This is a genomic window from Microbacterium maritypicum (assembly GCF_041529975.1).
GTDB lineage: Bacteria > Actinomycetota > Actinomycetes > Actinomycetales > Microbacteriaceae > Microbacterium.
Map to the genome: position 1 here is coordinate 3,744,523 of NZ_CP168030.1, position 12,921 is coordinate 3,757,443.

The window sequence follows — 12,921 nt, forward strand, 5'->3', positions numbered from 1 at the left end:
GACGTGACACTCGAGGAGGGCACCATGACCGCGGCAGGACAGCATCCGCGTCGACTCGACGACGGAGAGATGGCGACATGGCTTCCCGTCATCCGGTTCGTCCAGCTGCTGCCGCAGGTGCTCGATCGCACCTTGAAGGAAGAGGTCGGGCTCAATCACGCCCGCTACGCCATCCTCGTCACGCTGGCCGGGCAGGGCGAAGGCACCGTGACGATGACGGAGCTCGCGCGCATCGCCGGCCTCAGCCGCTCACGCCTGAGCCACGCCCTCGACTCGCTCGAGGAGCGCGGCTGGGTGGAGCGCACCTCGTGCAGCTCCGACAAGCGCACGCTCTCGGCCACCCTGACCGCCGAAGGCCGCGAGATGCTGCGCACGGCCGCTCCGGTGCACGTCGAGCAGGTGCGGGAACTGGTGCTCGATCCACTCACGGCGGAGGAGCGCGCGCAGCTCGAAGCGATCCTCAGCAAGCTCCTGCCCGGCGTGACCGCGGCGCTGTAGCCCGATCACCCGCGGCGAGGTGCGCGAGTTCCTCTCCTCAACAGGCAGCTGTTCTGCTCTGAGCAGAACAGCTCGAACCCGCAGGATGCCGCGGTTTATCGTGAGGCATGGCCGACCTGATCTCGTTCCCGCGCACCCCTCGCCCCGACCGCCCGAAGTCGAGCGGGCCCGAGCCGCTGTGGCGTCAGATGCTGGGCGACCAGCTGCGCCGCCGCCGTCACGACCGCGAAGAGACCCTCACCGAGACTGCGGAGATGGCGGGCGTCTCGCCCCAGTACCTCTCCGAGGTCGAGCGGGGGCTGAAGGAGCCGTCGAGCGAGATGATCGCCGCCATCGCCGGCGCACTCGACACGAGCCTGATCGAGCTCACGAGCGCCGTGGCCGATGACCTGCGCTCGGCCGCGGTGCCGGCATCCGCTGCGGTGTCGGTGTCCGCTGCGGTGTCGGTGTCGCGCGGCTCCTTCGCCCTCGCCGCCTGACTCACAGCCCCCGCGGTCCGAGCACCGTGTCGATCAGTCCGTAGTCCAGGGCAGCGGATGCCGTGAACACCCGGTCGCGGTCGGTGTCGGCGCGGAGCTCCGCAACCGTGCGCCCGCTGTGCCTCGCGAGGATCTCCTCCATGTCGGACCGCACCCGCACCACCTCGTCGGCCGCGAGGATCAGATCGGGGATCGCACCGCGCGACTGGCCGGCCGGCTGATGCAGGACGATGCGGGCGTGCGCGAGCGCGGCGCGCTGGCCCGATGCTCCGGCGGCGACGAGCAGCGCAGCGGGACCGATCGCCTGTCCGACGCAGGTCGTCGCGATGGCCGGACGGATGTGCTGCATGGTGTCGTAGATCGCCAGGGCCGCGCCGGGGTCGCCGCCCTCGCTGTTGATGTAGAACTGGATGCCGCTCTCCGGACTGTCCGCGTCGAGGTGCAGCAGCTGCGCGATGAGCGCGTTCGCCACACCCGCGTCGATGCCGGTACCGAGATAGATAACGCGCTCGGCGAGCAGGTGGGAGTAGACGTCCATGATGCGCTCGCCCCGCGGATGCTGCGCGATGACGTTGGGGATCGAGTACGTGCTCATGCGTTCACCCCCAGTCCGACGCGCGCGCGTTGTCGCGGCATCACCTCGGCGATCGAGGCCACGATCCCGTCGATGAAGCCGTAGTCCTGCGCCTGGGTCGCGGTGTACCAGCGGTCGTGCAGCGAGTCCTCGAAGATGCGCTCGAGGGGTTGGCCCGTGTCGGCCGAGATGAGGCCCAGGACCGTGTCACGCGTGTGCCGCAGGTCGTCGGCCTGCGTCTCGATCTCGCCCGCGGACCCGCCGATGCCCGCCGAGCCCTGATGCATGAGGATGCGCGCGTGCGGCAGGGCCCGCCGCTTGCCCGGGGTGCCCGCGGAGAGCAGGAACTGCCCCGCGCTGCAGGCGAGCCCGAGGGCGAGGGTCGCCACGTCGTTGGGGATGAGCCGCATGATGTCGCGGATCGCGAGCATCGACGGCACCGAGCCGCCGGGCGAGTGGATCCAGAGGGCGATGTCGGCGGCGGGATCCTCCGCCGACAGGGCGAGCAGCTGCGTCATCAGCAGCGTGCCGTTGTCGTCGTCGAGCGCACCGTCGAGCACGAGCACGCGCTCGTGGAACAGTGCGCGCCGGGCCTCAGGGCCGAACTGCGGGATGGAGGGGTTGTCTTCGCTCATGCCCCCAGCATCCGTCGCCACTTCGCGCTACGGGCCGGATTCTGCCGTGAGCGGCTCTGCCCTGAGCAGATACGTCCTGACGCTGTCTCAGCGCAAGCCGTCTTCGCAGTTGCTGCCCGCGCGCGCTTCCCACCACAGCGCGTACTCGTCCCCCTCCCCCGCATCGATCAGCCACGGGGGGAACGTGACGTACTTCTCCATCGCGAGCCCCCAGGACGCATCAGCCCGGGTCGACTCGGGGTCGTCTGCGGGCAGCTCATCCTCGGTCGTCCAGTGCTCGGCCGGATGGCTCTTCGCCCATTCGTAAATCTCCTGGCCGGTTTGCGACCAGTCGCGGGAGTTCATGCTCTCGGCGATGTCGGCGGGCATCGGCAGCCGGTCCGGAGTGCTGTAGTCGTAGGTGCAGGAGTATTTCTGCCCGTCATCGGCAACGTAGCTCAGCGAGATCGTCACGTTCGTGGTGAAACCGGGCTTCGAATCCAGGATGGCCATGGCGACGAGGACGAGGGCGACGAGGGCACCCGCCACGATCCCGATGACCCACCATGCGCGGCGACGCGGCCGAGTCGATCCTGCGGGCGCGTGACCAGCCACGAACAGATCCTTCCCCGATTGCGGACGGGCGAGGGGCCTCTTCCCGGGACACGACCGCATCGGATCCTGGTCGGGAAACTCCCCCGCATTCCATCGTGCCCGTTCCGGATGCGACGCGCCAATCGCGGTGGATCGCAGCGGGTGCGGGTGCGCCCTGAGCGGATGCCGGTGGGGCGGCACCCGCTCAGGTCAGGGGGATGGGTGGGGTGGGGGTCAGGCGGCCAGCGCCAGGGATCGACGGTGGCTGACGCGGTGGCCGACCCAGAAGCCGATCGCGACGAGTCCGGCCAACGCGATGCCGAGGATCCAGGGCAGGATCGACGGCGCGGCTCCGGCCGTCGCGGTGGCGAGCGTCCCGGATCCTTCCGCGATCAGGCCGTTGCCCTCGGCGAGGTCGGCGGCTCCGGCTTCGAGCTTGTCGCCACCCGCGGCGAGGTCTCCCGACCCCTGCGCCACGGCATCGGCTCCGACGGCCAGCTTTCCGATGCCCGCGTCGAGATCACCGGCTCCGGACTGCAGCGTGCCGATACCGGTGGCCAGCGTGGTCGCGCCGTCGTTCAGCCGGGTCGCACCGGCGCTGAGGTTCGAGGTTCCGGCGTACAGCGAGGAGGCTCCGGAAGAGAGCGTCTGCAGTCCCGATGCCAGCTTGGCGGCACCCGCCGAGAGCTGCGTGGTGCCGGACTTCAGGGTCTGCGCGCCGGCGGCGAGCGCAGGGGCCCCCGTCGGGGCGACGAGGGCGACCGTTCCGGGCCACCCCTTCGACGGATCACCGTTCACGATCGCCCCGACTCCGGCCGTGACGCGCGTCGCACCGTCTGCGGCGCCGACGAGTCCCTGCGCGAGCGCGGGGGCCGCCGCCGTCGGTGCCGCCATCGCATCCACCTGCCTGTCGACACCGTCGGCGAGAGCAGCGAGCCCCTTCAGCTGCGCGTTGTCCGGGTCCGCCGCCGACATCGCGGCGAGGGCATCACGGAGCTGCTGGGAGTTGCCGGGGGCGGTAGCGGCCAGACCCTGGAGGGCAGTCTTCGTGTCGGGGTGGGCGAGGGTGCGCACCGAGGGGGTCACGCCGGCGGTCAACGTGTCGCTCAGGGTGGCCGCACCGGCGAGCACGGCGTTCGTGTATCGATGCGCACCGTCGACGCCGGCCGCGAGCTTCGCTGCTCCCGTCGCGACGGTCTGCGCTCCGGCATCCGCCTTCGCCATCTTCGACGCGAGCTCCTGGGCTCCGGTGAACGCGGTCTGCGCTCCCCCGCTGACCCTGCCCGCGCCGTCCACGGCCGAGGCCGCGCCTGTGGCGAGACTTCCGGCGCCCTCCGCGAGAGTCGTCGCGCCGGTCGCCGCCTTCGTGGCCCCGTCGCTCACCTTCTGCGACCCGTCCTGCGCGCTGGCCGCACCGGATGCGAGGTCTTCGCTGCCTTCCGCGAGCTGATCGGCACCGTCCGAGAGGTCGGCGGCACCCGCGGCGAGCTCGGACGAACCGCTCTTCGCCGATGTGGTCCCTTCGGCGAGTTCGGAGGCGCCGGCGGCGATCTTGTTCGTCACCACGAAGAACAGGATCACCATCGTGGCCAACAGCAGGCTGAGCACGATCACGGCGATGCGCATGCCGTTGCCGTGCGCGTGGGGTTTCGTACTCGTCATCGAGGACTCCCGGGGGTCAGTGGCGTCGTTGCCACGGGCGACTGTATGGGCGCGCCGGTACGCGACCCACGGATTTGCCGGTCGAAACCAAGTCTCAGAGTCGCTGGGACTCAGTTTCTTGTCGTGAGTCCACAAACGCGCCCTGGCGGCCCCTGTCGCTCCCCGGAAAACCAGCCGTAACACCGCCGACTCACTGCCCGCCTACCCTCATGCTCATGGCGAAGCAGAAGACACCCGCGAACGAGAAGCCACCGGCGTGGTCGGAAGACGGACTCAACTTCCGCACCCGCAAGTGGGTGCGCCCCGAAGATCTCAACGCGAACGGCTCGCTGTTCGGCGGGAGCCTGCTGAAGTGGATCGACGAGGAGGCGGCGATCTACGCGATCGTCCAGCTGGGCAACTACCGCGCGGTCACCAAGCACATCTCGGAGATCAACTTCGAAGCGTCGGCGGTGCAGGGCGACCTGATCGAGATCGGCCTGCAGGCCACGCATTTCGGCACGACGTCATTGACGATGCGCGCGGTCGCCCGCAACATGATCACGCGCAGGCGCATCCTCACGATCGAGAAGATCGTGTTCGTCAGCCTCGATGACGACGGAGTGCCGACCCCGCACGGCTACCGCGAGATCACCTACGACCGCGACCGGATGCCCACCGAGCGCATCGCGACCGGGACGATCAGGCTTCCCTCGCTCTGAGCGGCGACCGCCGCGAACGCCTGAGACAGATCGGCGATCAGATCGTCGACGTCTTCGAGGCCGATCGACAGACGCAGCACATCGGCGGCAGGACGTGCCTCGGGCGGCACCGGGCGGTGCGTGAGCGCGGCCGGATGCTGGATCAGCGAGTCGACCCCGCCGAGCGAGACCGCATGCGTGAACAGCGTCGTCGCCGTCGTGACGGCGGAGGCCGCGGCGAACCCGCCCCGCATCCGCATCGCGATCATCGCGCCCGTGCCGCGCATCTGCCGCTCGAGGATGCCGCGCGGGTCTCCGTCGAGCCCCGGATAGAAGACCTCGGCGACCTCGGGACGATCGATCAACCACTGCACCACCCGCCGCGCACTCTCCTGCTGGTGCCGCACCCGCACCGGCAGGGTGGTGAGACCGCGGTGCAGCAGGTACGCCCCGAGCGGATGCAGGAGCCCCCCGGTCACCGCCCGCACGCGGCGCAGCGCCTCCGCGGTCTCTTCGCTGCAGGCGACGACGCCGGCGATGACATCGCCGTGGCCGCCGAGGTATTTGGTCGCGCTGTGCAGTGACATCGCGGCGCCCAGGTCGATCGGGTTCTGCAGGATCGGGGTCGCGAACGTGTTGTCGACCACCACCGGCACGGAACCCGCCTGGCGCACCACGTCGGCGATGTCGGCGATGTCGAGCGTGGGGTTCGCGGGGGTCTCGACGACCACGAGCCCGGTGTCGGACCGCATGGACGCGGCCACCTCGTCGGGGTGGCAGTACGTCGTCTCGACGCCGAGCAGCCCGGAACCGAGCAGGTGGTCGGTTCCACCGTAGAGCGGACGCACCGCGACGACGTGGCGTGCGCCGGTCGCCCCCGTATGCGCGAGGATCACGGCCGTCATCGCCGCCATGCCCGAGGCGAAGGCCACCGCAGCCTCGGCATGCTCGAGCTCGGCGAGCGCCTCTTCGAAGCGGGCGACCGTCGGGTTCCACAGTCGCGCGTAGACCATGCTGCCGTCGGCGGGCGGGCGGCCTCCGGTGGCCATCGCCTCGTAGGAGTCGCCACCGCGCTCGATGTCGGGCAGCGGGTTCGTGGTCGACAGGTCGATCGGCAGCGCGTGGACCCCGAGACCCTCGAGATCGGAGCGCCCGCTGTGGACGGCGACGGTGTCGGGATGCAGCGGTGCAGTCATGCCTCTACGTTGCCGGAATCACAGAATCCGCGCAGGAACTCGACAGAACATGCAGTCATTTCGGCGTTGAACGCTATTCTGTGCAGCATACGGCATCCGAAAGGCGCGCACATTGGCGAAAGCACAACTCGACGAGATCGACCTCGAGCTGCTGGCGATCCTCACCCGTGACGCCGAGACGACCAACAAGGCCCTGGCGCACCGTCTCGGCCTCGCCGAGTCGACCTGCGCACACCGCGTGCGGGCGCTGCGCGAGCGGGGCGTGATCCGCGACACCCGCATCCGCATCGACGGGGCGGCCCTCGGCTTCCCCCTGCAGGCGATCATCAAGGTGCGCCTCGCCAATCACACCGGCGCCAAGGTGACCGCGCTGTTCGACGCACTCGCGAGCGTCCCGCGGGTGCTGCAGGTCTTCCATGTGGCAGGAGTCGACGACTTCCTGGTGCACGTGGCGGTGCAGGACGCGACCGCCCTCCGGGACATCGTGCTGGAGCACATCACGGTGCACCCGGTCGTGCGCGGCACCGAGACCCAGCTCGTGTTCGAGCTGCGCGACGGTCCGGGCGTCCTGCCGCGGTGACCCCGGGATCCGGGTGACCTGCGCGAAGATGGAATGCACGTCCGCACCGGAGCAAGGGAGCACCATGAGCCGCAGCGCCACCGCCGCCACGCACACCATTCGCGAGATGCGGGACTTCCTCTTCGCGAACGCCACCGACTACGCCGCGGCCCGTGCGGGGTTCGCCTGGCCTGAGGTCGACGAGTTCAACTTCGCACTCGAGTGGTTCGACGTGATCGCCGGCGAGAACCCCGACCGGCCGGCCGTGCAGATCGTCGAGGCCGACCTGAGCCTGCGCACCTGGACCTACGGCGAGCTTTCGACACGCTCCGATCAGGTCGCGGCCTGGCTCACCGGTCTCGGCATCCGCCGCGGCGACCACGTGATCGTGATGCTGAACAACACGATCGAGCTGTGGGAGGTGATGCTGGCGATCACGAAGATCGGCGCCGTGTCGATCCCGACCTCCACTCTGCTCTCCGCCTCCGATCTCGCGTACCGCGTCGAACACGGTCGTGCCGGCGCAGTCGTCACCCTCGGCCCGCTCGCCGATCGGCTCGCGGACATCGACCCCGGCATCCTCCGCATCGGCGTCGGCGACGGCATCCCCTCCGAGTGGGCACGCTTCACCGACTCGACCACCGGACCGACCGTCTTCGAGCCCGATGGCCCGACCCCCGCGACCGACACCGCCCTGCTCTACTTCACCTCGGGCACCACGAACCGGCCGAAGCTCGTGCAGCACACCCACGTCTCGTACCCGGTCGGGCACCTGTCGACCATGTGGTGGCTCGGCGTGCGACCCGACGATGTGCACCTCAACATCTCGTCCCCCGGCTGGGCGAAGCACGCGTGGTCGAGCTTCTACTCCCCCTTCCTGGCCGAGGCGACCGTGTTCGTCTACAACTACGACCGCTTCGACGCGAACACCCTCATGCAGGTCATGGACACCCACCACGTGTCCACCTTCTGCGCGCCGCCGACCGTGTGGCGGATGCTGATCCAGGCCGACCTCGCGCGCCTCACCCACCCGCCGCGCGAGCTCGTCGGCGCCGGCGAGCCGCTGAACCCCGAGGTCATCGACCGCGTGCGCGACGCCTGGGGCGGCACGATCCGCGATGGCTTCGGACAGACCGAGATGACGGCCTGCATCGGCAACTCCCCCGGCCAGCCCGTCAAGGTCGGGTCGATGGGACGCCCGCTGCCCGGCTACCCGGTCGTGCTGCTCGACCCGGTCACCGGAGACGTCGTCGAGAGCGAGGGGGAGATCGCGCTCGACCTGTCGCAGCCGCCGCTCGGGCTCATGGCCGGGTACTACGAAGACCAGGCGAAGACGGCCGAGTCCCGGGCGGGCGGCTTCCACCACACCGGCGACATCGCGGTGCGCGACGACGACGGCTACCTCACGTACATCGGTCGCTCGGACGACGTGTTCAAGGCCTCCGACTACAAGATCTCCCCGTTCGAACTCGAGTCGGTGCTGCTCGAGCACGACCTGGTGATCGAGGCGGCCGTGATCCCGAGCCCCGACCCCACGCGTCTGGCCGTGCCGAAGGCGTACGTCTGCCTGACCCCGGATGCCACCGAGGGCGCGGAAGACGCGGCTCGCGCGATCTTCACCTACGCGCACGAGCGACTGTCGTCGCACCTGTGGGTGCGGATCATCGAGTTCGTCCCCGAGCTGCCGAAGACGATCTCCGGGAAGATCCGCCGCGTCGAGCTGCGTGCGCGGGAAGCGGCACGGGTCGGATCCGGCGACGAGACCGGACAGCACCGCGACCGCGACTACCGCTGAGCGCTCAGGACACGACCGGGATCGAGGCCGTCGCCGCGGACTTCGTCGCGAGCGACGGCTTCGACACGACTGCCGGCGCGGTCGGGGAGACCGCCCGGGGCAGTGCATCGGCCGCCGCATCGTTCGTCCGCCCGGCTCCGGCCGCACTCATGATGGCCCGCACGACCCCGCCGATGAGGAGCATGCCCACGAGCGAGGCGCACGCCAATATCAACGGCAGCCACTGCTGCGCGAACGACGCGGTGAAGCTCATCAGCGCGCCCACGATCCATACGCCGACCGCACCCCCGACGAGCCCTCCAGAGCTCCGGATGACCGCGACCGCAGCGACGATCGCACAGGCACCGGCGATGGCCGCACCCACGTACCCGATCGGCACCATCACCTCGGCCAAATCGTTGGCCACTCTCATTGTCGTCATGACGACCCCCCGGTCCAGCGGAAACTCCGCTACCTCGACACTAGAAGTGTGTCGCGGAAAGGCCATCCGTCTCAAGTCCCATCCGCATCATCCTGCAGACGGAGATCTCGCGGCGCCGATTCGGACGGGACGAGAGTTCAGCGGCGGCTCGGCCACCGCAGACGACGGGGGCGGACGACGCGCAACGGCTGGGTGACGACGGCATCCACGACCATCGAGCCGTCGGTCGGTCCGACGATCGCGATCGCCGAGGTCTCGGTGGCCTCGGCCGGTGCGACCGGAAGCCGTCCGAGCTCGCGGTGTGCCCGCACGTAGGCCGGGACCAGCAGCACGATCGCGCCCACCCAGGCGAGCGGGTTGCTCAGCGCGACGCCGTCGAACCCGATCCACGCGCCCAGCACGATGGCCGCGCCCACACGCATCACCAGCTCGATCACCCCGGTCACGGTGGGCACGAGTGTGTGGCCGAGTCCCTGCAGCGCGCCGCGCAGCACGAACAGCATGCCCAGCGCCCAGTAGCCGCAGCCGTTGATGATGAGCATCCGGTGAGCCATGTCGACGACGTCGTCCGACCCCGCACCGATGAACAGCCGCACCATGGGCGCGCCGAACGCGATCAGCAGGCCACCGAGCACCACACCGGCGGCGACCGCCATCCAGGTCGCCTCGACGACTCCGCGACGGATGCGGTCGGGGCGGCGGCCGCCGTGGTTCTGCGCGGCGTACATCGAGACCGCGAGGCCCAGCGACGACAGCAGCGCGACCGCGAGGCTGTCGACCCGGGAACCGGTCGTGTAAGCGGCGACGGCGTCGGCCCCGAGGGTGTTCAGCGCGACCTGCACCGTGAGTGTGCCGATCGCGATGATCGACGCCTGGAAGCCCATGGGCAGGCCGAGGCGCAGGTGCTCGGCGATGTCGTCCCCGGTGATCCGCCAGTCGGCACGACGCAGGTGCAGCATCGGCAGGCGCCGGCGGACGAACTCGAGGCAGAGCGCCACCGAGACGGCCTGCGCGACCACGGTCGCGAGAGCGGCACCACCCACGCCCCATTCGAGAGGACCGACCATCAGCACGACGAGCCCGACGTTCAGCGCGCACGAGACGGTGAGGAACACCAGCGGCGTCTTGGAGTCGCCGATCGCGCGGATGATCGCGGAGAGGTAGTTGAAGAACATCGTCGCGCTGGCACCGAGGAAGCTGATCTGCGTGAAGATCGTGGCTTCGGCCATCAGCTCCGGAGGTGTCTGCAGCAGGGTGAGGATCGGGCCGGCGAGGAGGGGGGCTGCGACCGTCAGGATCACGCTCGTGATGGCACTGAGGAACACACCCGTGGCCACCGAGCGGCGCACGGCCGCATCGTCCCGCGCACCGAAGGCCTGCGCGATGGGGATCGCGAATCCGCTCGTCAGACCCCAGGCGAAGCCGAGCAGCAGGAACAGCAGGCTGCCGGTCGCGCCCACCGCCGCGAGGGAGGTGACGCCGAGGTGCCGTCCGACGACGATCGCATCGGCGAACTGGTACAGCTGCTGCACCACGTTGCCGAGGAGCAGCGGGATGGAGAAGGCGAGGATGACGCGCCACGGGCGGCCCGTGGTGAGGGAGGTGGCCATGAAGGGGCGGCTCGCAGAACTGGGGGACGGATCGGGGCTCGAACAAGCCTATCGAATCGATTCGGCGGAGCGGTATCCCCGATCTCGATTCTGTTGGTCGGGGAGGCGAAAGGTACCGTCGGACCCAAACCGTCGACGGAGACCGGAGGACGAGAGTGACGAAGCAGCACCCGGGGGGAACCGGAAGCACGCCCGATGTCGATGCCGATGGGGAGGAGCAGCACCTGCGGCGCGCGCTGAGCAACCGCCACATCCAGCTGCTCGCGATCGGCGGCGCGATCGGAACCGGCCTGTTCATGGGCAGCGGCAAGACGATCTCGGTGGCGGGACCATCGGTGATCTTCGTCTACATGATCATCGGCTTCATGCTGTTCTTCGTCATGCGGGCGATGGGCGAACTGCTGCTGTCGAACCTCAAGTACAAGTCGTTCAGCGACTTCGCGAGCGATCTGCTCGGGCCGTGGGCCGGATTCTTCACCGGGTGGACCTACTGGTTCTGCTGGGTGGTCACCGGCGTCGCCGACGTGATCGCGATCGCGGGCTACACGGATGCGCTCATCCCCGGCGTCCCGCTGTGGATCCCGGGCGTCCTCGTGATCGTGATCCTGCTCGCCCTGAACCTGCCGACCGTCGCCGCGTTCGGCGAGATGGAGTTCTGGTTCGCGCTGATCAAGATCGTCGCGATCGTCGCCCTCATCGTCACCGGCCTGGTGATGATCTTCACCGGCTTCCAGCACGACGCGGGGACCGCCAGCTTCTCGAACCTGTGGGATCACGGCGGCATGTTCCCGCACGGCTTCATGGGCTTCGTCGCGGGATTCCAGATCGCGGTGTTCGCGTTCGTCGGCGTCGAGCTGGTCGGCACCGCGGCCGCCGAGACCAAGGACCCGAAGCGCAATCTGCCGAAGGCGATCAACGCGATCCCGATCCGCATCCTGCTGTTCTACGTGGGCGCACTCATCGTGCTGATGGCGGTGACCCCGTGGACGGAGTACGTCGCCGGGGAGAGCCCGTTCATCGCGATGTTCGCCCTCGCCGGACTCGGCATCGCGGCGACGGTCGTGAACCTGGTCGTGCTGACCTCGGCGATGTCGAGCGCCAACTCCGGCATCTACTCGACCTCTCGCATGGTGTTCGGCCTCGCGCAGGACGGGGATGCCCCGCGGATGTTCGGCCGACTCTCGCGCCGCCGCGTGCCGCAGAACGCCCTGTTCCTGTCGTGCATCCTGCTGCTGTCCGGCGTCGTGCTGCTGTACGCGGGCAAGGACATCGGCACGGCCTTCGACATGGTGACCACGGTCTCGGCGCTGTGCTTCATGTTCGTGTGGACGATCTTCCTCTGCAGCTACCTCGTGTACCGACGCACCCGCAAGGACAAGGTCGCCGCATCGACGTTCCGGATGCCGGGCGGGGTGTTCATGGTCTACGTGGTGCTCGCGTTCTTCGTCTTCGTCCTGTGGGCGCTGACGACCCAGCCCGACACGCTGACCGCGCTGCTGGTGACGCCGATCTGGTTCGTGCTGTTGTTCGTGGCGTGGCTGTTCGTGCGGAAGTCGCCGAACCATCTCGCCCGGCACGCGGCGCACATCGCCCACCTCCGCGACGACTCGGTCGAGGCGGACACGGACTGAGCTCCGGCGGTCTCGGTTCACAACTCCTCAAGAACCGGCTTCGTGACTCGGGAATCGGCCGATTCCGGATCGTCAGCCCATGTTCTTGAGGAGTTGTGAACGCCCTCAGGCGGCGACGGCGGAACCGACGGCTACGGCGGACGCGGCGGGCTTCGCGACGAACAGGCGCTTGCGCAGGGCGAGGAACAGCAGCACCATCCCGGCACTGAGCAGGATGTGCCCGAGGCCCGCGATGCCGGCGATCATCGCGGAGGACTCCTGGCCGAGCACCGTGAGCGAGCCGTGCCAGACCATCATGGCCGACGTCAGCACGACGCCCGCGTTGTACAGCCAGAAGAACCAGCCGAACAGGCGGCTCTCGGAGAGCGCGAACGCCTTCTCCAGCAGCAGGACGATCAGCAGCACGACGAAGCCCAAGACGAGCAGGTGCGTGTGCACGAGCCCCAGCTGTGTGGCTCCCCCCTCGGGGAAGTCGTTGATCTTGGTGAACTCCCGGTAGAAGAGTCCGGAGGCGACGCCGACGATCATGTAGGCGAACGCGACGGAGAAGAGGCGGCGCATCGGGTTCCTTTCGGTCTGATTCCAGCCTCGGCGCAGTGGCCTCGGCA

At 69.1% G+C, this 12,921-nt stretch carries 14 protein-coding genes; 6 read left to right on the plus strand and 8 right to left on the minus strand.

Annotated elements, in window-relative coordinates; all coding sequences use genetic code 11:
- The first annotated feature begins 24 nt into the window (after window positions 1–24).
- Both ACCO44_RS18140 and ACCO44_RS18145 read left to right on the plus strand, forming a co-directional pair.
- A complete protein-coding gene (locus tag ACCO44_RS18140) occupies window positions 25–498 on the plus strand; it encodes a MarR family winged helix-turn-helix transcriptional regulator (protein ID WP_105711722.1) in 474 nt (157 codons plus the stop codon).
- 107 nt (window positions 499–605) lie between these two features.
- Entirely contained in the window at window positions 606–977 is a 372-nt protein-coding gene (locus tag ACCO44_RS18145; RefSeq protein WP_372467672.1) for a helix-turn-helix domain-containing protein, read from the plus strand.
- 1 nt (window position 978) lies between these two features.
- Here the strand turns inward: ACCO44_RS18145 and ACCO44_RS18150 are convergent, their stop codons facing one another.
- The 4 genes from ACCO44_RS18150 to ACCO44_RS18165 all read right to left on the minus strand — a co-directional run bounded on the left by ACCO44_RS18150 (window position 979) and on the right by ACCO44_RS18165 (window position 4,421).
- Window positions 979–1,572 (minus strand): ClpP family protease, encoded by a 594-nt coding sequence (locus ACCO44_RS18150; RefSeq protein WP_372467673.1) that lies wholly within the window; start codon window positions 1,570–1,572, stop codon window positions 979–981.
- Window positions 1,569–2,186 carry a ClpP family protease gene (locus tag ACCO44_RS18155; protein WP_205828690.1) on the minus strand — a complete coding sequence of 206 codons (618 nt, stop codon included), beginning with the start codon at window positions 2,184–2,186 and terminating at the stop codon, window positions 1,569–1,571. Before ACCO44_RS18155 ends, ACCO44_RS18150 begins: the two co-directional genes overlap by 4 nt.
- A gap of 87 nt (window positions 2,187–2,273) precedes the next feature.
- Entirely contained in the window at window positions 2,274–2,780 is a 507-nt protein-coding gene (locus tag ACCO44_RS18160; protein WP_372467674.1) for a hypothetical protein, read from the minus strand.
- 213 nt (window positions 2,781–2,993) lie between these two features.
- Window positions 2,994–4,421, minus strand: coding sequence for a hypothetical protein (locus ACCO44_RS18165; RefSeq protein WP_372467675.1), 1,428 nt, complete (start codon window positions 4,419–4,421; stop codon window positions 2,994–2,996).
- Between the two features lie 215 nt (window positions 4,422–4,636).
- On the opposite strand from ACCO44_RS18165, the gene ACCO44_RS18170 reads away from it, so the two are divergent.
- Window positions 4,637–5,122, plus strand: a complete 486-nt coding sequence (locus ACCO44_RS18170; protein WP_105711745.1) for an acyl-CoA thioesterase — start codon at window positions 4,637–4,639, stop codon at window positions 5,120–5,122.
- On the opposite strand, the gene ACCO44_RS18175 is transcribed toward ACCO44_RS18170, so the two are convergent.
- Window positions 5,056–6,297 (minus strand): PLP-dependent aspartate aminotransferase family protein, encoded by a 1,242-nt coding sequence (locus ACCO44_RS18175; protein WP_372467676.1) that lies wholly within the window; start codon window positions 6,295–6,297, stop codon window positions 5,056–5,058. The genes ACCO44_RS18170 and ACCO44_RS18175 overlap by 67 nt on opposite strands.
- Window positions 6,298–6,409: 112 nt before the next feature.
- Here ACCO44_RS18175 and ACCO44_RS18180 point away from each other — a divergent pair, with 112 nt between their 5' ends.
- Window positions 6,410–6,877, plus strand: coding sequence for an Lrp/AsnC family transcriptional regulator (locus ACCO44_RS18180; protein WP_372467677.1), 468 nt, complete (start codon window positions 6,410–6,412; stop codon window positions 6,875–6,877).
- A 64-nt stretch (window positions 6,878–6,941) separates the two neighbouring features.
- Entirely contained in the window at window positions 6,942–8,651 is a 1,710-nt protein-coding gene (locus ACCO44_RS18185; protein WP_372467678.1) for an AMP-binding protein, read from the plus strand.
- Window positions 8,652–8,655: 4 nt separating this feature from the next.
- On the opposite strand, the gene ACCO44_RS18190 is transcribed toward ACCO44_RS18185, so the two are convergent.
- Window positions 8,656–9,072 carry a hypothetical protein gene (locus ACCO44_RS18190; RefSeq protein WP_372467679.1) on the minus strand — a complete coding sequence of 139 codons (417 nt, stop codon included), beginning with the start codon at window positions 9,070–9,072 and terminating at the stop codon, window positions 8,656–8,658.
- 137 nt (window positions 9,073–9,209) lie between these two features.
- Complete coding sequence (locus ACCO44_RS18195) at window positions 9,210–10,682, minus strand: MATE family efflux transporter (protein ID WP_372467680.1); 1,473 nt, start codon at window positions 10,680–10,682, stop codon at window positions 9,210–9,212.
- 155 nt (window positions 10,683–10,837) lie between these two features.
- Here ACCO44_RS18195 and cycA point away from each other — a divergent pair, with 155 nt between their 5' ends.
- A complete protein-coding gene (gene cycA / locus ACCO44_RS18200) occupies window positions 10,838–12,313 on the plus strand; it encodes a D-serine/D-alanine/glycine transporter (protein ID WP_372467681.1) in 1,476 nt (491 codons plus the stop codon).
- Between the two features lie 105 nt (window positions 12,314–12,418).
- On the opposite strand, the gene ACCO44_RS18205 is transcribed toward cycA, so the two are convergent.
- On the minus strand, window positions 12,419–12,874 hold the full coding sequence (locus tag ACCO44_RS18205; protein WP_372467682.1) for a DUF2871 domain-containing protein: 456 nt from the start codon (window positions 12,872–12,874) through the stop codon (window positions 12,419–12,421).
- Window positions 12,875–12,921 lie beyond the last annotated feature (47 nt).

Bases quoted from the DNA above. Each gene is read 5' to 3' on its own strand.
- ACCO44_RS18140 (WP_105711722.1), top strand. From the start codon at position 25: ATGACCGCGGCAGGACAGCATCCGCGTCGACTCGACGACGGAGAGATG.
- ACCO44_RS18145 (WP_372467672.1), top strand. From the start codon at position 606: ATGGCCGACCTGATCTCGTTCCCGCGCACCCCTCGCCCCGACCGCCCG.
- ACCO44_RS18150 (WP_372467673.1), bottom strand. From the start codon at position 1,572: ATGAGCACGTACTCGATCCCCAACGTCATCGCGCAGCATCCGCGGGGC.
- ACCO44_RS18155 (WP_205828690.1), bottom strand. From the start codon at position 2,186: ATGAGCGAAGACAACCCCTCCATCCCGCAGTTCGGCCCTGAGGCCCGG.
- ACCO44_RS18165 (WP_372467675.1), bottom strand. From the start codon at position 4,421: ATGACGAGTACGAAACCCCACGCGCACGGCAACGGCATGCGCATCGCC.
- ACCO44_RS18170 (WP_105711745.1), top strand. From the start codon at position 4,637: ATGGCGAAGCAGAAGACACCCGCGAACGAGAAGCCACCGGCGTGGTCG.
- ACCO44_RS18175 (WP_372467676.1), bottom strand. From the start codon at position 6,297: ATGACTGCACCGCTGCATCCCGACACCGTCGCCGTCCACAGCGGGCGC.
- ACCO44_RS18185 (WP_372467678.1), top strand. From the start codon at position 6,942: ATGAGCCGCAGCGCCACCGCCGCCACGCACACCATTCGCGAGATGCGG.
- ACCO44_RS18190 (WP_372467679.1), bottom strand. From the start codon at position 9,072: ATGACGACAATGAGAGTGGCCAACGATTTGGCCGAGGTGATGGTGCCG.
- ACCO44_RS18195 (WP_372467680.1), bottom strand. From the start codon at position 10,682: ATGGCCACCTCCCTCACCACGGGCCGCCCGTGGCGCGTCATCCTCGCC.
- ACCO44_RS18205 (WP_372467682.1), bottom strand. From the start codon at position 12,874: ATGCGCCGCCTCTTCTCCGTCGCGTTCGCCTACATGATCGTCGGCGTC.